The organism is Sphingomonas phyllosphaerae, from assembly GCA_036946405.1.
GTDB lineage: Bacteria > Pseudomonadota > Alphaproteobacteria > Sphingomonadales > Sphingomonadaceae > Sphingomonas > Sphingomonas phyllosphaerae_D.
Window position 1 is genome coordinate 345,804 of sequence record JAQIJC010000001.1, and the last position, 25,369, is coordinate 371,172.

General features: G+C 63.4%; 20 protein-coding genes, 1 pseudogene and 1 riboswitch. Of the genes and pseudogenes, 12 read left to right on the top strand and 9 right to left on the bottom strand.

The genetic code is table 11. From position 1 onward, the window contains the following. Nucleotides 1-158: 158 nt before the first annotated feature. Genes PGN12_01545 through PGN12_01555 form a run of 3 tightly spaced genes read left to right on the top strand, consistent with a single transcriptional unit; the run spans nt 159 to nt 4,542 of the window. Nucleotides 159-1,664 carry a tryptophan 7-halogenase gene (locus PGN12_01545; protein ID MEH3102577.1) on the top strand — a complete coding sequence of 502 codons (1,506 nt, stop codon included), beginning with the start codon at nt 159-161 and terminating at the stop codon, nt 1,662-1,664. Further along, entirely contained in the window at nt 1,661-3,025 is a 1,365-nt protein-coding gene (locus PGN12_01550) for a tryptophan 7-halogenase (protein MEH3102578.1), read from the top strand. Before PGN12_01545 ends, PGN12_01550 begins: the two co-directional genes overlap by 4 nt. Further along, nucleotides 3,022-4,542: a tryptophan 7-halogenase gene (locus PGN12_01555; protein MEH3102579.1), complete on the top strand. Its 1,521-nt coding sequence runs from the start codon at nt 3,022-3,024 to the stop codon at nt 4,540-4,542. Before PGN12_01550 ends, PGN12_01555 begins: the two co-directional genes overlap by 4 nt. Here PGN12_01555 and PGN12_01560 read toward each other — a convergent pair. After that, nucleotides 4,521-5,543: a cupin-like domain-containing protein gene (locus PGN12_01560; GenBank protein ID MEH3102580.1), complete on the bottom strand. Its 1,023-nt coding sequence runs from the start codon at nt 5,541-5,543 to the stop codon at nt 4,521-4,523. The two genes, PGN12_01555 and PGN12_01560, sit on opposite strands and share 22 nt — an antisense overlap. Before the next feature lie 462 nt (nt 5,544-6,005). Between PGN12_01560 and PGN12_01565 the strand changes: the two genes are divergently transcribed. After that, on the top strand, nt 6,006-7,625 hold the full coding sequence (locus PGN12_01565; protein MEH3102581.1) for a methyl-accepting chemotaxis protein: 1,620 nt from the start codon (nt 6,006-6,008) through the stop codon (nt 7,623-7,625). A 673-nt stretch (nt 7,626-8,298) separates the two neighbouring features. Beyond that, nucleotides 8,299-8,916 (top strand): hypothetical protein, encoded by a 618-nt coding sequence (locus tag PGN12_01570; protein MEH3102582.1) that lies wholly within the window; start codon nt 8,299-8,301, stop codon nt 8,914-8,916. A gap of 116 nt (nt 8,917-9,032) precedes the next feature. Here the strand turns inward: PGN12_01570 and PGN12_01575 are convergent, their stop codons facing one another. The 4 genes from PGN12_01575 to PGN12_01590 form a co-directional block, all read right to left on the bottom strand. Continuing rightward, entirely contained in the window at nt 9,033-9,830 is a 798-nt protein-coding gene (locus PGN12_01575; protein MEH3102583.1) for a hypothetical protein, read from the bottom strand. 291 nt (nt 9,831-10,121) lie between these two features. Further along, nucleotides 10,122-11,501 carry a DUF2235 domain-containing protein gene (locus tag PGN12_01580; GenBank protein ID MEH3102584.1) on the bottom strand — a complete coding sequence of 460 codons (1,380 nt, stop codon included), beginning with the start codon at nt 11,499-11,501 and terminating at the stop codon, nt 10,122-10,124. A gap of 487 nt (nt 11,502-11,988) precedes the next feature. After that, the gene (locus PGN12_01585; protein ID MEH3102585.1) at nt 11,989-12,399 is read right to left on the bottom strand and encodes a response regulator; all 411 of its coding nucleotides are present in this window, start codon (nt 12,397-12,399) and stop codon (nt 11,989-11,991) included. A 351-nt stretch (nt 12,400-12,750) separates the two neighbouring features. Then, nucleotides 12,751-14,226: a TM0106 family RecB-like putative nuclease gene (locus PGN12_01590; GenBank protein ID MEH3102586.1), complete on the bottom strand. Its 1,476-nt coding sequence runs from the start codon at nt 14,224-14,226 to the stop codon at nt 12,751-12,753. A 257-nt stretch (nt 14,227-14,483) separates the two neighbouring features. Between PGN12_01590 and PGN12_01595 the strand changes: the two are divergent. The 3 genes and pseudogenes from PGN12_01595 to PGN12_01605 all read left to right on the top strand — a co-directional run bounded on the left by PGN12_01595 (nt 14,484) and on the right by PGN12_01605 (nt 16,408). After that, nucleotides 14,484-14,904 (top strand): annotated as a pseudogene (locus PGN12_01595) (integrase core domain-containing protein). Continuing rightward, nucleotides 14,828-15,945 (top strand): IS3 family transposase gene (locus PGN12_01600; protein ID MEH3102587.1). Its coding sequence is split into 2 segments (ribosomal slippage): nt 14,828-15,089 and nt 15,089-15,945, totalling 1,119 coding nucleotides; the frame shifts between segments, so codons are not numbered across the junction. The pseudogene PGN12_01595 and the gene PGN12_01600 overlap by 77 nt, the downstream one beginning before the upstream one ends. 220 nt (nt 15,946-16,165) lie before the next feature. After that, nucleotides 16,166-16,408, top strand: coding sequence for a DUF4174 domain-containing protein (locus PGN12_01605; GenBank protein ID MEH3102588.1), 243 nt, complete (start codon nt 16,166-16,168; stop codon nt 16,406-16,408). Nucleotides 16,409-16,536: 128 nt separating this feature from the next. On the opposite strand, the gene PGN12_01610 is transcribed toward PGN12_01605, so the two are convergent. Beyond that, the gene (locus PGN12_01610; GenBank protein MEH3102589.1) at nt 16,537-17,046 is read right to left on the bottom strand and encodes a MucR family transcriptional regulator; all 510 of its coding nucleotides are present in this window, start codon (nt 17,044-17,046) and stop codon (nt 16,537-16,539) included. A gap of 816 nt (nt 17,047-17,862) precedes the next feature. Then, nucleotides 17,863-17,970: riboswitch (SAM-I-IV-variant riboswitch) on the top strand. Between the two features lie 57 nt (nt 17,971-18,027). Between PGN12_01610 and PGN12_01615 the strand changes: the two genes are divergently transcribed. From PGN12_01615 to PGN12_01625, 3 genes are all read left to right on the top strand, one after another. Next, nucleotides 18,028-19,089, top strand: a complete 1,062-nt coding sequence (locus PGN12_01615; protein ID MEH3102590.1) for a low specificity L-threonine aldolase — start codon at nt 18,028-18,030, stop codon at nt 19,087-19,089. A gap of 425 nt (nt 19,090-19,514) precedes the next feature. After that, a complete protein-coding gene (locus PGN12_01620) occupies nt 19,515-20,441 on the top strand; it encodes a hypothetical protein (GenBank protein MEH3102591.1) in 927 nt (308 codons plus the stop codon). A 724-nt stretch (nt 20,442-21,165) separates the two neighbouring features. Continuing rightward, nucleotides 21,166-22,650 carry a diguanylate cyclase gene (locus tag PGN12_01625; GenBank protein ID MEH3102592.1) on the top strand — a complete coding sequence of 495 codons (1,485 nt, stop codon included), beginning with the start codon at nt 21,166-21,168 and terminating at the stop codon, nt 22,648-22,650. Nucleotides 22,651-22,847: 197 nt separating this feature from the next. Here PGN12_01625 and PGN12_01630 read toward each other — a convergent pair whose 3' ends face one another. The 3 genes from PGN12_01630 to PGN12_01640 all read right to left on the bottom strand — a co-directional run bounded on the left by PGN12_01630 (nt 22,848) and on the right by PGN12_01640 (nt 24,562). Continuing rightward, nucleotides 22,848-23,261 (bottom strand): glycosyl hydrolase 53 family protein, encoded by a 414-nt coding sequence (locus PGN12_01630; protein ID MEH3102593.1) that lies wholly within the window; start codon nt 23,259-23,261, stop codon nt 22,848-22,850. A gap of 86 nt (nt 23,262-23,347) precedes the next feature. Further along, the gene (locus PGN12_01635; protein ID MEH3102594.1) at nt 23,348-24,064 is read right to left on the bottom strand and encodes an IS6 family transposase; all 717 of its coding nucleotides are present in this window, start codon (nt 24,062-24,064) and stop codon (nt 23,348-23,350) included. Between the two features lie 27 nt (nt 24,065-24,091). Further along, nucleotides 24,092-24,562: an FAD-dependent monooxygenase gene (locus PGN12_01640; protein ID MEH3102595.1), complete on the bottom strand. Its 471-nt coding sequence runs from the start codon at nt 24,560-24,562 to the stop codon at nt 24,092-24,094. 78 nt (nt 24,563-24,640) lie between these two features. Here PGN12_01640 and PGN12_01645 point away from each other — a divergent pair, with 78 nt between their 5' ends. After that, nucleotides 24,641-25,276 carry a TetR/AcrR family transcriptional regulator gene (locus PGN12_01645; protein MEH3102596.1) on the top strand — a complete coding sequence of 212 codons (636 nt, stop codon included), beginning with the start codon at nt 24,641-24,643 and terminating at the stop codon, nt 25,274-25,276. Nucleotides 25,277-25,369: the final 93 nt, after the last annotated feature.

Genomic DNA, 25,369 nt, shown 5'->3' on the forward strand with positions numbered 1-25,369 from the left:
CGCGTTTTGCGGCTCGAAACCATCGGATACGTCCGGTTCGGGACCAAGACAAGGAAAATATGTCAACTTGATTTAATTAAAAGCCGAGGGCAGCGTGGGTGTGGCTTTGCGGCACCGGTGATAGCGCTGTCACGCCGGATGGGGAGAGGAATCGGAGCGTGCAGGACGCCGGCGTCAGAGTGGTGATCGTCGGCGGCGGCACGGCGGGATGGATGACCGCCGCGGCGCTGGCGGGATTGCTGCCCGCCGCCTGCACAGTGACGCTGATCGAGTCGGAAGAGATCGGCATCGTCGGCGTCGGCGAGGCGACGCTGCCGCACCTCCGCCTGTTTCTGCAACGGCTGGGTATCGACGAGGGGGCGTTCATGGCCGCCACCGAGGCGACCTACAAGCTGGGCATCGAATTCCGCGATTTCGCACGGATCGGCGATCGGTACATCCACCCCTTCGGCACGTTCGGCCAGCCGCTGAACGACGTCGCCTTCCACCATTACTGGCTTCGCCGCGCCCCGGGCGGCGAGGTGCCGCCGATCGGCGCCTTTTCCGCCGGGGTCGTCGCCGCACAGGAACGTCGCTTCGCGCAACCGGGCGACGACCCCGGCGATCCGACGACATCGTTCGGCTACGCGTACCAGTTCGACGCGACCCGGTTCGCGCCGTTCCTGCGCGACTGGGCGGAGACGCGCGGCGCGACCCGCATCGAGGGGCGGGTCGTCCGCGTCGAGCGCGACGATGCGGACGGGCGCGTCACTGCGGTCGCGCTGGATGACGGGCGGCGGATCGCGGGCGACCTGTTCGTCGACTGCTCCGGCTTCCGGTCTCTGCTGCTGGGGGTCGAAATGGCCGAACCGTGGGAGGATTGGTCGCACTGGCTGCCGTGCGACCGCGCGGTGGCGATGCCGTGCGCCAGCCCCGCCGCCGCGACCGAGCCGTTCACCCGGGCCACGGCGATGCCCGCCGGGTGGCGGTGGCGAATACCGCTGCGACACCGCGTCGGCAACGGCTACGTCTACGCCGCTGCGCATTGTTCGGACGATGCCGCGGCGGCGGCGCTGCGCGCGTCGCTGGACGGCGAGCCGCTGGCCGAGCCGCGATTCCTGCGCTTTCGTGCTGGTCGGCGGCGCCGCTCCTGGGTGGGCAACGTGGTGGCGATCGGGCTGGCGTCGGGGTTCCTCGAGCCGCTGGAATCGACCAGCATCTATCTGGTGCAGGCAGCGATCACCGCGTTGGTCGAGCATTTTCCCGCCGCGCGCGTCGCCGACGTCGACCGCGACGGGTTCAACGCCGTGATCGACGACGAATACGACCGCATCCGCGATTTCCTGATCCTGCATTACCACGCGACCGAGCGCGACGATTCGCCGTTCTGGGACCATGTGCGCACGATGGCGATCCCGGACACGCTGGCGGACAAGATCGCGCTGTGGCGCGCCAGCGGGCATGTGACCAAGTACGGCCACGGCCTGTTCCTCGAACCGAGCTGGGTCGCGGTCTATCTGGGTCAGCGCGTGATGCCGCGTGGCTGGGATCCTCGTGCCGACATCGGCGACCCCGCCGCGCTCGACCGCGCGCTGTCCACGCTGGCCGGGGCGATCGCCGCGCGCGTCGCGGCGATGCCGACGCACGATGCGGCGCTGGCGACGATCCGGGCGACCGCCGCATGAACACCCGCGCGCCGTTGCAATCGGTGGCGGTGGCCGGCGGCGGGCCGGTCGCGCTGGCGGCGGCGGTGGCGTTCGCGCGCGCGCTGCCCGATGCGCGCGTGTCGCTGATCCCCGCGCCGGTGCCCGAGGATGCGCTGGCGGACCGACTGCCGCTGGCGCTGCCGTCGTCGCACGGCATGCTGGCGCGGATCGGCCTCGCGCCCGAGCGGCTGACCGCGCACGGGCTGGCGACGCGGCGGCAGGCCAGTCGCTTCCTCCCGTCGGGTGGGGATCGCCAGGCGTGGCTGGTCGGCGATGATGCCGCCGCCGTCCCCGGGCCGGTGGCGCCGCATCATCTGTGGCAACGCGCGCGGCTGAGCGGGCGGCGGATACCGCCATTTCACGCGCTGATCCCCGGTTGCGTCGCCGCGCTGGCCGGGCGGGACGATCCGGACGGCGACGCTGCGCTGCACATCGATCCGCAAGGCATGTCGCGCGCGCTGGCCGGGCTGGCGCAACAGTGCGGCGTCGCGGTGCTTGCCCCTTTGCTGGCGGTGCGTCACGCCGACGACGACGTTGCTGCCCTGATGCTGGAAGACGGCAGCACGGCGTCGGCGGACCTGTTCGTCGACGCCAGCGGACCGACGCCGCGGCTGGTCGCCCCCGGCGTGGCCGACGCGTTCTTACCGTGGCACGATGCTTTGCCGTGCGATCGGCTGAGGCTGGCCATCGATCGCGACTCCGGCGCCCTTGCGGGCGATGACTATCGCGCGACCGCCGGCGGGTGGCAGGCGCGCTGGCGCGGATTGCGCGCGGACGGGTTCGTCGCTGGCGGCAGCGACGTGGCGGCGGGGGCGGCGGCGGACGCGATCCCGATCGCACCCGGACGGCTGGCGCGGCCGTTCGCGGGGAATGTGCTGGCGCTCGGCGATGCGGCGGCGCAGGCCGGGCCGCTCGGCCTCGCCGGGATGACGCTGGCGCTTGCGCAGCTCGATCTGGCGCTGGAGCTGCTGCCCGCGCGCGCCGATGAGCCGCTGCTGCGCGCGGAATACAATCGCCGCGCGGGGCTGCGCGCCGACCGGCTGCGCGACTTCCTCGGCGCACAATATCGCGCCGCCGGCATCGCCATCGATCGCGATGCGCCGCCCTCGCTAGCCAACGTGCTCAAGCAATTCGCGCAACGCGGGCTGCTCGTCACCGCGGACGAGGACAGCGTGCCGCGCGACGCGTGGCTGGCGGTGCTGGTCGGCCAGGGATTGACGCCGCGGCGCCCCGACCCGATCGCCACGGCGCTGTCACCCGACAGGGCGGCCGATGTGGTCGTCGCGCTGGCCCGGGATATCGCCGCCCGCTTCCCCGATAGGATCGCCACACCATCATGACCCCCGCCCCCCCGATTGAACATGTCGTCATCGTCGGCGGCGGCACCGCGGGATGGATGATGGCCGCGGCGGCGGGGCGCTTCCTCGACGACGGCCGCCGCCGGATCACGCTCGTCGAATCCGATGCGATCGGTACGGTCGGCGTCGGCGAGGCGACCATCCCGTCGATCACCAGCTTCAACAACTTCCTGGGCATCGACGAGGCGGAATTTCTGCGCGCGACGCGCGGCAGCTTCAAGCTGGGCATCGAATTCGTCGGCTGGGATCGCCCCGATGCTCGCTATTTCCACCCGTTCGGGCATTTCGGCCGCGACATCCAGGGGATCAACTTTCACCAATTGTGGCTGAAGCTGCGCGACCTACCGGGCATCGGCGCGATCGGCGACTATTCGGCGACGACGCTGGCCGCTGCCGCCGGCGCGTTCGGCCATCCCGTCGCCGACCCGCGCTCGCCGCTGTCGGGGCTGGCGCTCGCCTATCATATCGACGCGACGCTCTATGCCGCGTTCCTGCGCCGCCGCGCGGAGTCTGACGGCGTCGTGCGGGTCGAGGGGCGGATCGTCGCTGTCGAGCGGCGCGACAACGGCGACGTCGCCGCGCTGCGACTGGACGACGGGCGCCGGATCGCGGGCGACCTGTTCGTCGATTGTTCGGGATTCCGCAGCCTGCTGCTGGGCGAGGCGCTGGGCGTGCCGTTCGGGGATTGGTCGCACTGGCTGCCGTGCGACCGCGCGATCGCGGTGCCGACGGCGCGGGTCGCCGCGCCCGTCCCCTACACCCGCGCCACAGCGCATCGCGCCGGGTGGCAATGGCGCATCCCGCTGCAGCATCGCACCGGCAATGGCGTGGTCTATGCCAGCCGCTTCATGGACGACGACGAGGCCGAGCGCCTGCTGCTCGGCCGGTTGGACGCCGAACCCACCGCCGCGGCGCGCCGCCTGTCGTTCACCGCCGGGCAGCGCGCGCGACTGTGGGAGCGCAACGTCGTCGCGCTCGGGCTCGCCGGCGGATTTCTCGAACCGCTGGAATCGACCAGCATCCACCTGATCCAGCAGGGCATCTCGAAACTTTTCGCGCTGTTCCCCGACACGAGCTTCTGCCCGGTCGAACGCGACGAGTACAACCGGCAGATGGGCGACAATTACCGCTCGATCCGCGACTTCATCATCCTCCATTACCACGCCACCCGCCGCGATGATTCGCCGTTCTGGGATCACGTCCGCACCATGGAGATCCCCGACACGCTGGCGCGCAAGATCGCGCTGTTCCGGCAGAAAGGGCGCATCTTCCGCTACGATGACGAATTGTTCACGGTGCCGAGCTGGGTGGCGGTGATGTTCGGACAGGGCGTGATCCCGGCCGGCTACGATCCGATCGTCGATGCGCTGGACGAGGGGAAGCTGGCCGCCGCGCTGCGCCAGATGCGTGGCGCCACCGCTGCGGCGGTCGCGGGGCTGCCGCCGCACGGCGAGGCGCTGGATCGCCTCGCCGGCGCTCAGCCGTCGCCCAGCATCTGACGCAGATAGGCACGGATTCGCGCGTCGCGCGTCGGCGACGGCGGGCCCAGGATCCCGCGCGCTGCCGACGGCAGATGATCCGCCACCGCGCGGGCATCCTCCGCGAAGACGTATAGGTCGAACCAGTCGCGCAAGGCCGCACGCTCCGCGGCCGGCCGGTCGCGCACCGCCAGGATCGCATGGATCAGCGCGGCGAACGGCGAATCGGGCGTCCCGCGCGTCCACCAGTAATTGGCGAGCACGTTCAACGTGCCGGTCGCGCGGATTTCGTGCCACCACATCGCGGGGATCAGGATCGCGTCGCCCGGCGCCAGACGCGCGACGCACGCCGTCTCCTGCGCCGCGGCGAAGCGCGGGAAGCGCGCCAGGTCGGGGCGCTCGATGTCGACCATGCTGGTCGGCTGGCCCGCCATCGTCACGTCCAGCGGACCGACATAGAGGTTCACCGCCTGCGCGGGCGGGAACAGCACGACGCGGCGTTGCCCGGCGACCACCACCGCGACGTTGTCGGCCATGTCGAAATGCGCCGAGACGCGACTGCCGTTGCCGATCCACAGTCGCGCGCGCGCATCGCCGACCGGCAGCGGCAGCGCGTGGTCGCGCGTCCAGCCGGGGAAATGATCGTCCGCGGTGCTGGCGCCCGCATACAGCGAGGGCGGCGCGGCATCGGCGCGTTCGCGGAGCAGCGCATCGAGCAGCACCGGTAGCAGGATCTGCGCGCGCTCGAAGTTGAAGCCGTCCATGTCGTCGCGGTAGAAGAATCGACCGCCGACCGTCGATGCCGCCGCCAGAAGGCCGAGCGGACGCCCCCCGTCATACCGGCGCAGATGCGCGGCCAGCGCAGCATCGCCTCCCGCGGATGCCGCCACCGACGGCCAGTGTGTCACCAGACTCCGCACGACGACGGGCCGGGCTGCGTCGAGCAGATCCGCGAACGAGGACCGCGCCGTGCCGGGATCGACCTCTGTGACTGCCGGTGCGGTTCCGATCCAATCATCCATCACCGATCCTCCCCATCACCGTCGACCGCCGCCCATCACGCTCTCTGCCTTGCGACCGGCTGCGTTCGGCGGTCATCGTCCCGGTAGCAATCCGCCGGGATATCGGACCGTCGCCGTCAAAGCTGGTGGCCAATGCACGAACGGGTGGCAAGCCCGCAATGCGGACAGCGCACTCGTGGGCAACACGGTTCGGCGGCGTCGCTCTTCGGGTCGATCGATGAATTGCAGCTACCGTCGCAATAGCCGCAGACGGCGGCAACGACAGGCCGCATGCGGCGTGATGCCCGTCGGCTGACCTTCCCTAGGATCGACATAGGGAGCAGCATATCAATGAAGCGACTGCTCGCCTCAAAGAGCTGCAGCCGTCGACCGCGCTGATGGTCGCCTTTGACTGCCTTCCATGCATTTAGATGCTCTTAACATCAGACGATTACGGGCGTCCGGCTGGGAGGGGCGTGGCCAATGGCGATGGTACTTTCGTCTGGAGAGATCCGATCCGGGGTCCGTGAGTTCCTGACTGATCTCGCCATGCTTGATGCTCCGGCGGAGGATGCAGCGAAGCGAAGCATTTTCAGCCAGCAGGTGGCGGCCACAGCGACTGCCGTTCGCTGGATCTCCTGGCTTTCCCTGCTCACCACCTTAGGGCTATGCCTACTATTCTGGAGCACCGCCAACCAGACCGCCATGCTGATCGGAGAACTTGCCGATACAGCCGTTGGCGTCTGGTCACTCGCGAGACTTCCACGATCTGTCTCACCGGCCACAGCTCCCAAGGTTGCGCGGGAAATAACCGCCCTCGCCCTCGTGCATAGCTGCAGTTGGTCCGTCCTGACGTCCTCCATGATGCAGGGGGCGGACATGCAGATGGCAATGTTTGTAGCCTCTCTGCAGGTTGCCATGATAGCGGTCGGCTTCGTCCTCTACCTCAACCTTCCCCTCGCCTTCGTAGCGTTTTCCTTTCCCATATGCGTACCTCTTCTCAGCGCCATCGGCGCGGCTCATGGTCGCCTTTTCGTGATGTACCCGTTGTTGGCGACCTTGCTCACCATCATGTGCTTCTTCGCTGTTCAGCAGAGCCGTTTGTTCGTTGCGGCCGCGGAAGCAACGGCGGATCTTCATCAGGCCCACGCGGAGCGGCAAGCCCTGCACGAAACGGCTGCGCGCGAGGCGGCTGAACAACGCGCTTCGGCGGCCCTCATCAAGGCGGATGGTATTCGCACAGCAGAGCAGGCGCGCCGTGCCATAATCATCCAGATCGCGGAGGGGTTCGAAGGCAGCGTCATTGCGATGGTCGAAGCACAAGCGGCAGCGATGGACACGCTCATCGAGGCGGCCAGCAGGCTGTTCGATGCCGTTCACGTCTCCTCCGAGGCGGTCAGCCAGGCATTCAGCCGAACCCGTGCGACAGCCGATGCGATCGACGCCCTGGTCGAGATCGCGGAGGACCTGTTCACCAGCATCTCCTCGATACAGCAGCGCGTGAACGAGCACAGCGCGCTGTGTGACGAGTCGAGCCGCATGACCGCGGACAGTTCCGAGAATATGAGGATGGTCGCGGACGAGGCCGCCCAAGCGCGCGGCATAGCCGACATCATCGGCGGCCTGACGAAACAGACGAGGCTGCTGGCCTTGAATGCGGCGATCGAAGCTGCTCGTGCCGGCACCGCCGGGCAAGGTTTCGGCGTTGTTGCAGCGGAAGTTAAGTCGCTGGCTCTGCGTGCCGGGGAGGCCACAAGCAAGGTCGCCGACCAGGCGGACGGCATATGCCGCCGCTTGCACGACAATTCGATAGCCATCGAACGGATCGAGGCGCAATTCTCCAAAGCCGCGAACGTGGCCGAAGGCATTTCCATGTCCATCCAAGAGCAGCAGCGTGCCGCCAGCTTTCTTCGAGAGAAGACACGTCACATCGGGGCGAACAGCGCGGAACTTGAAGGCCGTATGAAGATCGTGTCGGCAACCGTGAAGTCCGTGGATGAAATGGCGACCAAGGTGCGTCTTACGTCTCAGGAAGTCGCCGAGCGAGCTCGGAGGTTGCGTGGCGTCGCGGAGAACTTCCTTGATGAACTAAGAGACTCGTAGCCGATCGCAGATAGAGGACGCGGGAGAGGCGCCGCGGCATGTCGTCGGAGCTCCTCGCCGGTCGAACACCGATCTGCGAGACGACCTAAGGTGAGCGCCTAAGCACCTCGTAGCTGCAAGCGGAGATCATCGTCGCGTGGATGTCGCGGGCCGCTACATTAAGTCGATCAAGCAAGCTCAGGAATTGGCGTTCGCCAGCGCGGAAGATCATCGCGCTTGCGACGACAGAGCGGAGGATCACCGCCGCTGATGGCGATCGCCTGTCGCGAAGCCACCCTCGTGATCGCTCGACGAAGTTAGCATGCGTTCGTCCTCCCAAGCGATGAGGTCGGCCACGCGGTACAGGACCGCCCCTCGTTTGGTCCGTTGCAGATATGGAGGGGAGTCGATCCCAGAGCAGCGCCGCTTTTCGAGAAATCCCTTCGCACGTCGCAGGTACGCGTTTGCCTCCGCCGTCGTCATGACTCGATCCGACGCAGCAGAATCCATGGCCTTGGCCTGAGGCGAGCTTCTTGCCTTTTGGCTTCGCGCCGGACCTTCATCAAAACCGACCTCTCGCACCCGATCACCACTCCGCAAGTCTATTTGCTAAGTTTAGCATATTTGTAATTTTTGTTGCCATCGATTGCTGCGGGTGTCAACGCATTTGCCGAGTTCGGCGAAAGGTTTTTAGATGGCTGAGATCCTTATGGCGCCCGGCGATGCCGTCGCCACTCTTCGGACGGCCTGCCACCTGAACGAGAATTCGGAACCTGCGTTGCGCGCGCGCATCAGGCAACTCATCGAGCTCGGGGTCACTTCGCTGACCCGCGAGACGTCACATGAACGCCATCGCTTCGGCGTCACCGAACTGGCTCAACTCGCCGTGGCCATCTCACTCATGAAGGCGCGTGTGCCGCCGGCGGTGGCGGCACGTCTCGCCGACGAGGCGTGGTCCGAATTCGTGCCCTTCGTGCTCGCCGGGATCGGCGATGCGTTGCCGGATCGGTTCCGCCGTCTTCGATCAGCGGGATCCGGCCCGCACGCGTTCATCGAAGGCAACGGTCTCGCAGAGCTTGGTCGCAAAACGGCACAAGCCGCGCGTAGCGGCGGGCCGCTGCCGAAGATCAGTGTCCGGGTCGTTCCTACGATCGAACCTGTCGAAGGCTTCGATCCGGATACCGCCACCTACCTGAATGCCGAACGGTTCATGCCCGCGATCTACGAGGCCATCGTCGCTCGGGCGCAGGTTCCCGAAGACATATGGGAGTCTTTGACGAGACTGCGGCAAAGTGCGGCCGGAACAGGCTGAGGGGCAGATGCTGCGAAGACGATCAGCGAGTGCGGTCGGATGGACTGCGCCGGCACCCGTCTCCGACGAAGGCGCAAACGCCTGCGACTAGCGTTTCTGGCGTAAGCTGGGTGTGTCTAAACGACCTCATGGGCCGTGGCATCGACGGCGTCAAAGGCCGTGCGTTCTGCGCGGGTGATCATCCAGGGTGCGTACGCCGGACCTCCTGATCGGGCGAACTGCAGAGCGTCTCGCGGGATGGGCGCCAGCGGGAAAAGGGGCTGCCTCACCCGAACCAACGTACCTGCCTGGTCGACGTGGACGGTCTTGATCGTGACTCTCTTTCCGGTGAGCCAGGACGCACCCACGATCGCGGTGACGTCGCAGCCCGGCCCGTGTATCGACGCGGCTTGGGGTATTTGTTCCCGGGCGAGGAACACGCTTTGCGAATCCATGTAGTCGATTCCCGCCGCCACCGGGATCATCGCCAAGAGCCGGCGCGATCGAAGGACGCCGACGATCGGTCGTCCTCCGCTCTTGGGAGTGATCGCGACATCGCTATTACGTTCGGCCGCGGCGAGGATCGTGCCCATGGCTGCATGCCACGCCGACGTGTCATTACCACCGGACGCCCAAGTCATCCACGCGAGAGTGGTGGCCGACGTATGGACCGACCATGCCTCCGGCTGGTCCTCGCCCGCGGCGCGCTGCAGCGCTTGCAGGCGTGCACGCTCAACCACCGCTGGTATGCGATCGGCAAGACGCTCCCAAGCGAGCAAATCCGACGAGGTGTCGCCGCAGAACCGGAAGTCCATCCCACCGATCTTGATGCGTACTTCTCGGCGACGGCGTTCGAACGTCATTCCGATGTCGCTGCGATTACTCGATAGGGCCGACAGGCCGGCATCTATCAGGGCCGGCAACTGATCGAGCAATGGTGGTCTCCTTATTGAAGCGCTTCGAAGGCGGATCGCGGCGACCCGCCAACTTCGTTCTTCGGGCGATATGCGTGAGCGGTGTCACGGAGACGTTCAACTCACTTTCGCTGAGGTAACCTGTTTTCGGCTCCGCCGTTCCTGTTCCGTGTGCACGTCACGTCATGCGGCAAGCTGCAGGTATCCATCAGAGTTGCTGAAACTCGAAACGCCGCCGGCGCCGACGGACTTGGCGTGGCATCTCGAACTGCGGCAAGGCCATCGCATCTCGACGCCAACTATCCATCGGATTCAGCTAGGTGGCGCCGGGTGAACGGACGAGGATGTTGTCTCCTCTTCACCCAATCTCGGGATGCGCACCATTTGTCCGGGAAAGATCTCGTCGGGATCCTCGATCGTGTCGAGGTTCGCCAGATGTATCTCGCGCCAATGCTTGGACTTGCCGTAGAACCTTAGCGACAGCCCGCTCAGGGTGTCGTCGTTTCCGACCTTGACCGTGTCGATCAGATCGTCCGGTGGCGTGAAGGACCATGTCGGCAGCTCGCTCAGCTTTCCAGCGATCCTTTTGAGGCTCGCCGGACGGTAGGTCGTCGCCCCGGCGGCAGGTTGGGTCACCCATCGTCGCTGCGCCGCCGAGGACAGCTGCCACATGTGCTCCGGCCCGACCCGATCCGTGGTGAACCGGTCGGTGAAGCCCTTGCGGTGATCCTTGACGTTGATGAGCGGCGCCATCGGATCGGGATGAAACGCGTGGATTCGCGTTCCCGCCAAGGTGTCCAACTTCAGCCCGGCGAGCTTGGCGCCCTTCAGGATCCAAGCCAATGCACCGTCCGACAGTCCCCGGATGTCGCCGCCGCCTCCGACCGAGCCGTGAACGCCTGGAAACCAGCGCTCCTGATAGGGAGCACGCACGTCGTCGTTGGTCTTGCCCTTTGCGGCGTTCAGCTCTGTGAGATCTCCGAAGAGCGTCGGCGGAAACATAGATCGCCGCTCATCGAGGGCAACCGCGTGCCATGCGCTTTCGACGAAATCGTCGAGGGTGGAGTCGTGGAACCGATGCTTTCGATTGATCCAGCCGCTACCCCAGATGTTCGCGGGAACGCCCATCGCTGCGACGGTGTCCCACACCCCTAGGTATCTGATCTTCAACTGGGGTGCCTCCCCAGAAGCATATCCTGGAACGAACTGGCAGCGGAAGGCGTCGTCTTCGGCCCCGATGCAGACCCCGCCCGCATACGTGGCGCGGAATTCCCGCAGTGCTCTGCCCGCGTCCGCGTCGCCCTTCAGGCGCTTTTCGTAAAGAGCGATGGCCTCGTCGATACGGCCGGCATGCAGTCGACGCAGTGGCCCGACATGTCGAAGGAGCCCGACGAAGGTCCGCGCGCTGAACGCTCCGCGCGAGAAGCCGAAGACGAAAATCTCGTCACCCGGGTCGTAGTTGAAGATGAGGAAGCGATAAGCCTCGCGGACGTTCTGCATCAGCCCGGACCCGAAGATGCCGCCGGTCCAACGTTCCAGGCGCGCAGTGCCCACGCCCTCGTCGTAATGTATCAGCTGTGGGCCATCGGGAGCGGTTCGCAGGATGCTGGCCGCGGTGAGCACGACGTTCGTGGGAGTGTTTTCGTTCAGCTTGTTCCACGTCCCGTCGAAGCAGAAGATCAGCCTCTTCATTCCATCGTCCTCCAATCATCGACCCGCTCACTCGGCCTATGGCCACCTTGTGAGAGATTCGGCTCAACGCCAACCTTCATCCGCAGCCGATCCGATTCACTGTTCCGACGTTCGGCTTCCTAGAAGCGGAATCGAATCTCTGATTCGCAATCACTTCCGCTGCTACTTTACCCGAAGGCAATCCTTGGCCCCCTTGCTGCTCCAGTCCGGATCACGATCACCGGGCTCCGGCACTTTTCAAGTCGCGTTCACTCGCTGAGTGGCTTTTTGAGAAACCGACAGGTTCAAATCGGCAGGACGGCGGGAACTGGTTTGCGGCGCAGATCAGGATGATGAACTGTTAACCTTTGGCGTCCAGCGTGAAGGTCGCTTTATCATGAAATTGCAGGCCACTTACCTGCGACGCCTCGTCTGACCGCCGGGTGCGGAATACAGGCACACGTTCCGGATTGCTGATGTTGGTGCCACAATGCCAGCGAGAGCACCTTCAGGTTCCCTGTGCCGGAACCAGTGCCCGGCTCTCCGCCAGCTCTCGCCAACGTGCTAGGTCGCCTGTGATCGCAAGGAAGGTCGAGGCGAAAGCGTTGGCGCTCACCGGCTTGATCAGTATCGTGTCGGATAAGGCGTCGACCTGATGACCGCTCGGATCTGCGGTAACGAAGATCGTCGGGACGGCGCCATACAGCGCTCGAATTCGTTCGACGGCGTCGGGTCCCCTACCCCCCTCTCTCAAATCGATATCCGATACTATGACGCTTGGACGATGACGCGTTGCGGCTTCAACGGCTGCCGCCTCGTCGCTCACTACGTCGACCGAGGACGCTCCAGCGTCAACGACGAGATCGGTGACCCGATCCGCTATCCTGCGATCGTCTTCAATCACCAGTACGTGTCGCATGGCCGCCCACCCCAGATTGCAAACTCAGATTAGCGGTATCGCATTCATTCGGACTTATAGAAACCGTCGTTCAAAAACTGGATCATGGCGTCAGGCTGGTCAGCACCGGGCGTTGTCCAATCGCAGTCATCGCGCGTGCAGCTCAGCTTCCTGGTAGGCGAAAGGCCAACTGATAAAGGACGCTGCACGCGGCCGTTATTGCGGCTCGAAGAGTGGAGCGTCGTCGAACGGCATGCTGGAGATCTACGGTGTCGGTGACACTTGGCCATCTGCTCACGTTCGACCAGACGTCAGCTCGTCACAGCGTCCCGTGCCGAAGGTCCCGATGCGTGGTGGTCCGGCCACATGTCCTCATCGCAAAGTGCGGATGCCGTCCAGTACGACCGCCGTGGCGATGCAGTCGTCCTCGTTGTATGTCTTGATGCGTTCGAGGACCGCTCGATCTCCGGTCTCCAGCCAGCGATGGTACCATTCTATGCTCGCGGCGCCGCTCGGATCGGTATCCCGCCAGGCGAAGCCGAGATATTTCGCGAGCACCTTGATGGAATGGCTGCGTGTCGGCCATTCAGTCGCCTTCATGACGACGTCGCAGTACAGATCGACCGACCTCGGCGGGGTGAACAAAGCCTCCACCTCTTCGACCGAGCAGACTTCCGGATAGCGGCGTTGCAGCATCCGGTACGTCGTCCGCTCGTAGCGGCTGTAGTAGTAGATCGTGGCACCGGGGTATTCGGCGATGTGTCGCATCGCTCCTGCGAAGGCATCACGCTCGGCCGCTGCGGTCGCTTGCTCCGCCGTGAACGAGACGAACCGCATCGAGGCCGGATCGCCGTCACGTCGGTGAACGAAGCCGTGAAGGTAGGTCAGCCCCCTCATGGGGTCCGCTTCGATGTCGAAGAAGATCTCCTCCTCGGCGGCCGGCAGGTCGACGGGTGCGGTGAGGTACGGACGGGCACCCGGGGTCGACAGCAAACGTGCCCGCGCGGCGAAGGTGCGCAGGCGATCGGGTCCGACCCCCTTGAACGCCGTCCTGCGACCCTCGATGAACGCCTCGGGATCACACTGAGCCAGAGCGCGAACGGTGCCGACGCTTCCTCCGATGAGGTCCCTCGCCGCCCGACCCAGCTGCGGGATGAGCGTCAGATCGTCCGCATCGCCGAGCTCCTCGGCGCAATGGGCACGCCAGTGGCAAAGACCGCACGTCGCGGAGAGGGCACCTCGGGTGGAAAGGGGATCGGCGTGGATCGCGCGCACCGCCTCGCGGGTCGCGATGTACAGGTCCCACCAGCTCGATGGCGTTCGCGGCCCCCTCGCCGCCTCGAGGTCGTACTCGACCCGCCTACCCTCGATGTCCCAGATCTCCGCCACGCGCCCGTACGAACGGCCCATCCTCTCGAGGATGTCGCAGTACATCGCCACCTGAACAGCATAATGCGCCTTCGGACGGCCATCCTGTTCGTCATCGCCACCTTCCTCGCCGCGCCCGCTCTTGATGTCGGCCGCCAAGTATCCGTTCCCCCTCCGGATCAGCAGGTCGGGATCGCCGAGTAGGTCATCCGCCGATATGCGACCTCCCTGGATGATGGTCGCGCCGGCCTCCATCGCCAGAAACGTCTCGCTCTCTCGCGCATCAGCCGGAAGCCCATCTAGACATACCGCACCAATCGGTAGCCGCGCCAACGTAGTCGCTTCGTGCGCCGCGCCGCGCTGCCACAGCATCTTCACGAATGCGCTCAACTCGGCCCGACGCTCGCGGTCGCCGTGCACGTCCAAATCCACACGCCGTGGGCAGGACACATGGTCATACAGCTGCGCCGCGGTGATCATCCACGTTCTCCCTCATGGCGCACGCCGAAGACCGCCAAACGACGTGTTGCACATGGAAGAACGTTAACCACCTTTAGATCTTTACACAAGAACCAAATAGGTTAGTTGTTGCCGAGAGGAGAACACGACCATGGTTTCAATCCCGTCACCTGCCGCGTCGCCGCGGTGTCGTCCGACCATCACGAGACCTGCGTGGCGAAAGGCGCGCGGACCACCGGAACAGGAAGGACAAGAACATGACGAACGAGAACAGTGCGACGCTCGAGCGCATTGCCGTGGTACACGGTCGTCCCAAGCGTATTCGTCTGGATAATGGCCCGGAATTCATCTCGAAGGATCTCGACCTGTGGGCTTACCAGCATGATGTGGTGCTGGACTTCAGCAGGCCTGGAAAGCCGACCGACAACGCGTTTGCGGAGGCGTTCAACGGCCGGGTGCGGGCCGAATGCCTCAACGCATACTGGTTCTTGAGCTTGGACGACGCACGGGTAAAATGTGAGGCGTGGCGGCGTGATTACAACTGACCTGCTGCCCGTTTCCTGGACCGCTTTAAGCTGGAAAATTCCAGTTATGATGGAGGGCCAAGGAAGCGGAGCGAACAATGAAGAGGTCGAAGTTTTCGGAGGCGCAGATCGCCTTTGTGCTGAAGCAGGCCGAGGACGGCACGAGCGTCGGTGAGGTGTGCCGCAAAACCGGGATCAGCGAAGCGACGTTCTACGCCTGGCGCAAGAAGTATGCGGGTCTGATGCCGTCGGAGATGCGGCGGCTGCGCCAGCTCGAGGAGGAGAACGCCAAGCTGAAGCGGTTGGTCGCTGACCTGAGCCTCGACAAGGCGATGTTGCAGGATGTCGTCTCGCGAAAGCTCTGAGGCCTGACCGGCGCCGGCAGCTCGTCGACGCCGTCAGGAGCACATGGCAGGTCAGCATCAGGCGGGCCTGTGGAGTGCTCCGGGCGGAGCGGTCGAGCTACCACTATCGTGGGTGCCGCGCGGATCAGGCCGACCTGAAGAAGCGGATGAAGGAGATTGCTGAGACGCGGGTGCGGTATGGCTATCGCCGCATCCATGTGCTGCTCCGGCGCGAGGGCTGGGACGTGAACGCAAAGCGTGTCTATCGGCTTTACAAGGAGATGGGGCTGCAGCTGCGGCACAAACCGCCGAAGCGTCGGGTGAAGGCGAAGCTGAGAGAAGGCCGCTGCGCGGCGTCTTGTTCGAATGAGGTGTGGGCCATGGACTTCGTCCATGACCAGCTCGCGACGGGGCCGAAGCTGCGTATCCTGACGGTGGTAGACACCTTCAGCCGGTTCTCGCCGGCGGTGGTGCCGCGGTTCAGCTTCCGGGCGCCGGACGTCGTGGAGGTGCTTGAACGAGTTTGCGGCGAGATGGGCTATCCGGTGTCGATCCGCGTTGACCAGGGCAGCGAGTTCATCTCGCGCGACCTGGATCTGTGGGCGTACACCCGCGGTGTCACGCTGGACTTCAGCCGACCGGGCAAGCCGACGGACAATGCGTTCATCGAGTCCTTCAACGGCAAGTTCCGGGCGGAGTGCCTGAACCAGCACTGGTTCATGAGCCTCGACGACGCGGTACGAAAATGCGAGGCTTGGCGCAGAGACTACAACGAGGTGAGACCACATAGCGCGATCGGCAACAAAACGCCGATATCTCTGGTAAACCGGTCAGCGGCACATGGCCCGCCGCTGCCGGCAGATGCTGGATGACGCCCAGCCAAGTGGTCCAGGAACGGGTAGCAGCTCACAGATGCTGGATGACGCCCAGCCAAGTGGTCCAGGAACGGGTAGCAGCTCATCAAACCATGGTCTCTGGTTGCCGCTGGATGAAAGACCGGGGTAACCTCAAGTGGAATAAGCGGATCCTTCTCGTCTCGACATGCGACAAGATGGATGCCTCCCTTCAAAGACAGCGAGACATCATGGCTCAATGGCCCGTGGGGTTGAAAATCGCGATCTCAAGGTGATCGAGATCGTCGGCGACAAGGTAAGGGGCGTTGGCGACGCTGCATTGAAGCTGCGGGCACGCTTCAGGCTACCAAGCAACGGCTTCGCGGCCCTGCTCATTGGCAAGGATGGCGCAACCAAGCTGCGCGCAACTCGCCCAATCTCTGCGTCCGAACTCCGGAAGACGATAGATGCGATGCCGATGCGTCGTCGAGGCGGGCGGTAGACCTCCTTGACGACGATGCGTCGCTGCATGCTCTTGAATTAGACCACCTTCGTTTCATGACGCACGAAGGCGTCATGAAACGAAGGGCAATGATCGAACGAGTCCGTATCGACGCGTCCTTCCGGAGATTAGTCATCCGTTCCAAGCGCTTGCTTGGCAGCATCAAGGGCAGCCTTCGATCCGCGCTTGGCCTTCGTGCCGACTGCCTTCGCTACGTTGACGACCTTCTCTCCAGGCTTGCGCCCTAATCCGATCTTCTTCGCCATGTCGCGACGGGCTTCCGAGTAGCTCTCTGCAACCATAGGATAGTCCGGCTTGAGGCCATATCGCGAGCGGTACTCGTCAGGCGTCAGACCATGCCCGGAAAGATGCCGACGAAGGGTCTTGTATGGCCTGCCGTCAATCAACGAGATCAGATGATCCTTGCTCGCCAGAGACTTGCGTACGCTCACGGCGGGCTCGTACGTCGGAGTTACGCTCACTGGCTCGGCGCTGACCGGTTCATCCAGGTTTCTTATCGCCTCGTACATCGAGCGAAGAAAGGCAGGAACGTCTTCACTGCTCACGCGAGTGTTCTGGTTCGAGAGCCAGGCCACGGTCAATTCGGTGGCGAGAGTGATGTTGTGTTCGTTTTCCATGTTTGCTCCTGTGCGACCATCACTCCCATACCGCAACCCGCACGAGGATTTGAAGTTAGAATCAACTAGCTTGAACGCTCACCCAAAGCCTTGATTCCATGCGCACTGCGGGAAGGTAATCAGCGGAACATCTCCAAAGCTTTCATCTAGCCTGCGCGTGAACTGCTCCAGGTGAATTTATCGCCATGGTGCTTCGGCGTCTGGATCCCGGGCCTGCGGCACATGTTTCCTACCAGTTTAGTTCGTACCGGCTGGCGACCGCCAGCGGCGCCCGGATGCATCCGTCGGGGCTGCTGTAGCAACGGGCCTCGCTAATTTGGCTGAAGGTCCTTTCAAGACCGCAGGATGTCGCTGCACCACGGCTTCGATCACGATCCCGGACAAGCGCCCGGTCGCCCCTCTGGATGCCGACGCATTGATCAAGCGTCTCGGCACGGTCACATGCTGTTGGGGCGAACTGCGCAGCCAGCGGTCGCGCCTACCGCAGCACTGAATTCCCCCGCCAACCATTGTCCGCCACATGACGCTTCCATGACTGGTGCCGCTAGCGGCCATCTACCATCATAGTCGCTTGCGTTCGATGTGCCCAGTCTTCACGTCGCGACAGGGACCGCCCAACGGAATGGTCCTGAGCGCGAATCATCCCAATTCCGCTGTACGTTGCTCGGGGCGCCCTGTGCAGCTGCGTGGCGAACTGCGCGACACCGCTGCTGACAAGCGTGGATCACCTCGCCCCCCCACATGCAGACGATGAGATGAGTGCAACGATCCGTGGAGCTTCTGATTGACCGGTTCTCAAGACCTAAGTAGTGGGCGCTCAAGCATCAAGAGTCGGCTCGAACGCCGACGCCAACCTGCTCCCGGGCAAGGTGGCGCTCCTGGTAACAGGAGGATGTGGCCGGACCGGCAAAAACGGGATCATGCGCCACTTCGTCGTTCGTCCGACTGGATCGATGCCAAGGCTCGAGACGGGGTGAAGACGTGACGGACACCGACCAGCAATTTGCCAGCGACAACTATGCAGGAGCCTGTCCGGAAGTTCTCGAAGCCACGATGGCGGCCAATGGCGGGTCGGCGGTGGCCTACGGCGACGACGAATGGACCGAGCGTGCTGCGGATTTCTTCCGCGCGCTCTTCAAGATCGACTGCGAGGTCTTCTTCGTCTTCAATGGCACGGCGGCCAACTCATTGGCGCTAGCGGCCCTGTGCCAATCCTATCACAGCGTGATCTGCTCCTCGATCGCACAAGTCGAAACCGACGAGTGCGGTGCCCCGGAGTTCTTCTCGAACGGGTCGAAGCTCCTGCTGGCACCTTCAGCCGTAGGCAAGCTGACGCCGGATGCGATCCGGACCATGGCGACCGGTCGTTCCGACATCCACTTTCCGAAGCCGCGTGTCGTCACGATCACGCAGCCTACCGAGAACGGTCAGGTATACAGTCGAGATGAGATCCGGGCGATTTCGGCGGTTTGCCGGGACCTTGGACTCAAGCTTCACATGGACGGCGCCCGCTTCGCCAACGCATGCGCAACGCTTGGCTGCGCGCCTTGCGAGATCACGTGGCAGGCGGGCGTCGACGTGCTCTGCTTCGGCGGCACCAAAAACGGCATGGCGGTAGGCGAGGCCGTCATCTTCTTCGACCGTGCCTTGGCCGAAGACTTTGGCTACCGCTGCAAGCAGGCAGGACAGCTCGCTTCCAAGATGCGGTTCCTATCTGCACCTTGGGTCGGGCTGTTGGAAAGCGGCGCCTGGCTGGACAACGCCCGACATGGCAACGCCTGCGCGAAGAGGCTCGCGAGGCAAGTCGAGGGCTTGCCGGGCGTGGACCTGCTCTTCCCGGTAGAGGCAAATGGGGTCTTCCTCACGGCTCCTGCGGAGCTGCTGCAGGAGTTGCGGGTCCGCGGATGGCGCTTCTACACCTTCATCGGCGGGGGTGCGCGCTTCATGTTCGCCTGGGACGCCCTGCCTTCACGCATCGATGCGCTTGCCTCGGACATCCGCGAAATCAATTCTTCGCTCGTCCGAGAAGACCAGATCACCTGAGTGGAATCAACCCGAACCAGCCAGACTCGAGCCATGGGTGCAATTGAACAGGCTCCCTCGACAACCAGCCGGGATGAAGTTGAGACACGATCTCGGTCAAATTTTATGCCTCCGCCGGGTCCGCTCTCACTTAAAAGCAAAGGCCCGGCACTCAGTAGGGACGCCAGGAGGATCGCGACCGGCACAACGAGGGGCGACCATCGACGGGCGAGCGTCATGCCGTGCCGCGCCGCGTTGCGCCCACCATTGTGGACGATTTTCGACATGGAAGCGCATGCGCGATCATCCGCCAGCTAAGGCAGACGGCATTATTTCGCCAGCATGAGCGGCTACGTCCTCCGCTCCCGCACTTGGATGTACGTGCAGCCGACCGGCTAGCTGGCATCGCGGCGCGGGATCGGCGATGGAGAGCCGGGAGGCGACAGATGGCAGTAGGCAGAACGATCGATAGGACCATCGCGGCGCTTTCAATAGCGGCGACGCTGCTGGTAGGATGGGTCGCGCTCCGCGCGACGATCGACACCGCAAATTGGGGTGGCGTCCCCCCGAAACGTCTGAAGGCGAGCTACATCGGGCCGACCGATCCCCTCGACGATCTCAGCCGAGGCTCGACGGTCCAAGTGACCGTTCTCAGTGGAGGAGAACCCGTTCGCAACCTCAGAATCATCCAGGCCACTCTCGAAAACACCGGAGCCACTCCGATTTTGCCCGCGGATATGGTAGAGCCGTTGTCGATCAAGTCCGAGAAGAACTGGAGGATTGTCGGAGTTGGGAACCAGCCACTCCTTGCGGGCGCCGCTCCCCAGCTGCAGTGGACCCGCGTGAACGATGGCGAATTCACGTCCGCGGCATCGCTGATCAATCCCGGGGACACGGTTTGGGCGACGGTCTATCTTTCCTGGACCGGTGCTGGCGAACCGCCAGCAAGAGGTGAGCGGGCGGTCTCCTGGAGAACCCGGATCGCCAACCTGAGAGGTATTGAGACGGGATCCGACGCGTACGAGGAGGTCATGCGGCGGAGCGGACCGATCGAGGTCCGCCTGTGGGGATGGGGCGTTCCCTTCACCACAGCATCGTTCGCGGTCTACTGCCTGTTGACCGTTCTGCTCCTCGCACGCGGAGGTCTGATCCGCACGGATCGTCCGATCACTCTGGCGATCGTGCCCTTGACCGGCCTCGTGAATCTAGCTGCCGCCGAGGCAGGGGCGACCTACGTCTTCGGCGTGAGCCCCTTCATCCCCATTCCGGTCAGTCACTGGGCCAACCTCCCGCCAATCCTTCTCAACATCGTGATGATTGCCGTTCTCCTGTTCCTGAGTTGGCCTGATCGGCGCACACCGATCGCTGACTGAGCGCACCGGATCGACGCCCGTTCAGACATCAAAAGGCTAACATTCTGAACTGACCCAAGACGAACGGCAGTCCCCTTCCCGATCCGCGTGGATGCGGCGGCGAAGAGGGTGGAGGGTCGCCTCCGCGTGCCGCCACCAGAGCATCGTTAACTCCCGATCGTGGAACGCCCCGCCACCTCGCCCCGGTTATGAAAATTGGTAGCCTTTCGAATCAAAAGCAGAGCGTTTTCGGGCAAATCTCCGATAGCTTGCAATTGGCTTCATACATGCATCGAGACTTGACGGCAATCCGCTAACTGGTTCAATATTTAGGCGTATTTCGTCAAGACTGGATGATAGCCGGGACAGCATTGAATGACCACCTTCGATCGACAAGCAAGTGGCCGTTTTGATCCTAGAACCGGTTATATCTTAGTTTCCCCATCTAAACCGGATCGTTCCGGGCAACGGTCCCAGCAGCCAGGAGAGTTGATAATCACATCGGTTGCGTGCCACGGACCCGAGATTGAGGTTGCGAAGCGTGGGCTGCTCGATGTTCAAAGGTGCCATCGGACGGGTTGTGCGACGCGCACTGGCGACTCTGGTGGTGGCCACAGTCAGTCCTCAAGCCTTGGCGTCGCCACCGGCGAACATCTGCTTCGCCGTTACTCCTGCTGGTACAGGTGATCGATCACCTTCCGTGATGGACTGCGCCGGAGTTCCCTCTGGATATGACGGGGGGACATTGTGGCTGCGTTTGCCAACGGGCAGCTGGCCCGACCCTACGGCCGTCCTCGTACACACGACCCGTTTCGACCGTCTGAAGGTGATCTTCGCGTTCGCCGATGGATCAGATGAAACCCAGGAAGTGCGACGGGGAGCATTCGCGCATCATTGGCGGATTGGCGGCCAAATCGAGTTTCAGCCGCGTCGGCACATAGTGCCTATGACGAGTGTCTGGCTGAAGATTGACCGCCTTCAGAGCTACGGCTTGCTCAGGGTTCGCCTCGTTACGGCCGATGTGACTCCACGCCAATTCGAGCTGTGCGCTGCCCTGATTGGCGCGGCGATAGCCCTGTTGGCAGTCACCGCCCTTTACAATTTCGCTCTCGCCGTTGCGGTCCGCCGGCGGCTCTTTCTGTGGCATGGACTATGGGCGACCATGATGGTCTGTTGGGGGATCGTCTGGTCGCAGGGTGCGCTTTTCCTCCTCCCACAACTCGCCGGCACTTCATCCAGCCAGCTTGCAACCGTCCTTTCCTGCCTTGCAATCCTTTTCGCGAACCTCAGTGCGACCAGTGTCTTGAAGAACGTGTTGCCACGCCGGATACGGCACGCAATCTCCTATGCCGCCGTTGCTGTCGTCATTCTTGGTGTGTGGTCGGCTCTGCCGAGCGCAGATCTAGCCATGATTGGTACTGGGCTTGCGATTCTCACGCTATCGATCCTGGCGACGATCGGATCGGGGCTCGTCGTTGGCTACCGGCGGGGCGAACGGGACGCACGTGATCTCCTCGTAGCGTGGGCTGTCCCTATGCTGATGCTGGCGGCAACGCAGGTCTTCGACTTTAGTACGAGCCTCTTTGGTGGCGGTGCCCAGATCGCGGTGCTGTTCGCATCGGCTTTCCAGGCGATCTGTCTTTCTGCGCTGACGACGCGTCGCCTGGGCGTGTTGCGGATCGAACGGGATGCCGCGATCGCCTCAGAGATGATTCTGGCGGAAGTGGCGGATCGTGACGCCCTGACTGGCCTCCTCAACAGGCGGGGTTTCGTGCGTCGCTGCGAGCAGGCGTTCGGCCAATTACATCGAACGCCATTTGGTTTGCTGCTGATCGATGTCGATAGGTTCAAGAGCATCAACGATCAGTTCGGCCATGAGGTAGGCGACGCCGTACTGGTTAGAATGAGTATGCGCCTCCGCGCGTTGGAAGATCGCTACACCTGTTTAGCCGGCCGACTTGGCGGCGAGGAGTTTCTGATCGGCATCAGCGGCATTCCTGCCCACGCTCTTGAACGGTTCGCTGATCACGTGCGCACAGAAATCGGAACCAGCGATGACGGTATTCACCCGGAGGTGACCGTGAGCATCGGTGTGGCTCATGGCACTGCCAGCGGACCCTTCGCTGCCCTGTATGGCGACGCCGATCGTGCGCTGTACAGGGCCAAGGCGGGCGGACGAAATCGCGTTGCGTTCAATTTCACCGGGTTTGATGAAGCTCCCGCCTGTTGAAAGGCGAAGGCCATATGACAAGGGCGACCCACAACCAGACAGGAGCGACCGAATTCCTGCTACGGCAGACCTGCCGCTCATTCCATTCAGCAAGAGCGCCGCTGAATGTCGCGCCGTCCATGCTCTACTGACGCGCGAACGATGTTGACGATGTGTCGCCGCGTTCACTCGCATTCAGGCGGCATGAAATTCCACCTTTAACGCATGTACCGATGGCTTAGGAAATCGAACGCCGGAAGCGCCTCGGTGCGGCGATAGTCGAACCACGCCGCGTTCTCCCAGTTAGAGCCTTTGCCCCACCGTGTGCCGCAGCGGGTCGATACCCAGTTCGGCTCCCAATAGACCACGCCCACGCCGCCGCCGTCCACCACGGTGTGCGTCAGGTCGATCAGGTATCGACGCTGCCCGTCCGGTGTCGCCGGATAGCCGGCGACCAACGTGTCGGGGCCGAGTAGATTGGGCGAGGCGTCGGCATTCTCGTTGGTGAACGGATAGGCGGTCTCCACCACGATCACGTCCTTGCCAAAGCGGCGGCGCACCCGCGCGATCGTCGCGCCCAGCTGCTTCATGGAGCGGGTCGACCACTTCTTGTAATAACTGATGCCGATCACGTCGAAGTCGGTGATGCCCGCCCGGTGCTGTCAGTCTAATGCGAACCGGTCTCTACACGATGCATTTAGGTCTTTGACGGCGACGTTCAGCTGACGAGCGCCTGCCACTCCGCCAGTGCGGCAGAGCGTCGTTCCCGGTAGGTCTGTCGATCGATGAGGTGGCGTTCCAGGCTGAAGTGGTTGTGGACGTTGGCATGAACCGAGGCGAACTTTTGCAGCGTCTTCATCTGCCGGAACCGCTGCATCGCCCGCTCCCGTCGTCGGAACGGCAGGTGGCTGTTTTCCACCCGGTTGTTCGCCCAGCGACCGACCTCCTGCTTCTCGGCATTGCCAAGGTCGTTCATGGCGGCACGGTAGCTGCGCAGACCATCGGTCGTGATCACCTCGGGTGAGCCGTGGCGCTTCAGCGCCTTCTTCATGAACGCAAGCGCAGCCGCCTTGTCGCGGGTGCGCGTGATATAGCTTTCCAGCACCTCACCCTCGTGATCCACCGCCCGCCACAGGTAAACCATTTCGCCGTCCAGCTTCACGTACATCTCGTCGAGATGCCAGCGCCAGTGACGAAAGCCGCGCATCCGGCTCACCCGCTGGCGGCGGATGTCACCGGCGAACAGCGGACCAAATCTGTTCCACCACAGTCGCACCGTCTCGTGACAGATGTCGATCCCACGCTCGAACAGCAGGTCTTCTACATTCCGCAGGCTCAACGGATACCGCACGTACATCAACACTACCAGCCGGATCACCTCTGGCGACGAGTTGAAGTAGCGGAACGGCGAAGCAGGCTTGCGCGGACGGGGCATGCCCTGCCCTACCCCACGATCACCCAATTACCAGCCGGTGCATTTGGTTTGACGGTACCCGTCCGCGCGCTCGACGAGCCCCGTGATCGACCGGCCGAACAGCAGCTCGACATCGTCCGCCACCGCATTGAACAAGATGTCCAGCAGGTCATCGCGATGGATTTCGTACCGTACCTCCGAGGCTTGATCGCCTCCAACTCCCATCGAACCCAGGATGGAATCATCCGCATTCTTGAACGCAAACCGGCGAGACGGCAGCGCCTTGGCCCTGACACGGTCGATGAGGCCCATCCTCTTCAGGATATCGATCGTCTCACCTTCGATGTCGACGGGTGTGCCACCACGTCGCAACCCCGGTGCCGCCTCAATGATGATGACCCGATAGCCAAGCCGCCTCAACCCATAGGCGGTGGCTAGACCGGCAAAGCTTGCACCGCTGATGAGGACGGCACCGTGGTCGGAACGAGAGTTAAGCACGTCGCGGGTTGACGGAACCATGAGGGCATCTCCAAAATGGATATGACATAAGTATATACCGAGTATAATATAATGAGCAATACAGCGAAGGATGCTCGGATGGATCGACGGACCCGGAAGCGCCTTGCGACCCGCCAAGCCATATCCGACGTCGCGACCCGCCTCTTCATGGATCGTGGGTTCGATCAGGTGACGATCGACGAGATCGCGAACGCTGCCGATGTCGGACGCATGACGGTGTTCAATCACTTTCCGCGCAAGGAGGACATGTTCTTCGACCGCGAAGAGGAAGCGCGCAATCTGGCGTTCGACACAATCCGTTCGCGCCCGTCAGGAACCTCGCCGATCGAAGCGCTGGGCGCACTGGCCCACCAGATGATCGAACAGCCGTCCGAGGCCTTTCCCTTGTTTGAACATACGCAGGCCTTCGTCGAGACGGCCCTGGCCAGCGAGACGTTGAAGGCGCGCGGACGCCAGATGCGCGACCATTTCGTTCAAGATCTGGCCGCCCTCTTCCAGGAAGAGCATCATGACTGGGACGATAATGCCCTCGCACATTTAGCCGCTGGGCTGATCGCCTCAGCGTGGAGCACGGCGTTCCTTCGCGCGCACGCCGAGCTCAGCCGTACGGGCGACGTTCAGGCCGCGAAGCGTGTATTCTTGGTCATCATCGACCGAGGCGTTACCGGCACGCTCGCCGCGCTTGAAGGCACACCGCTGATAGGTACGGCCTGACCCACATGCGGTCATTCCGGCCCCCTCCCCGCGTACCAACTCCAGACATTCGTTCACGAAGAGACTGAGCCATAAGATATGGCTGCTCAATAC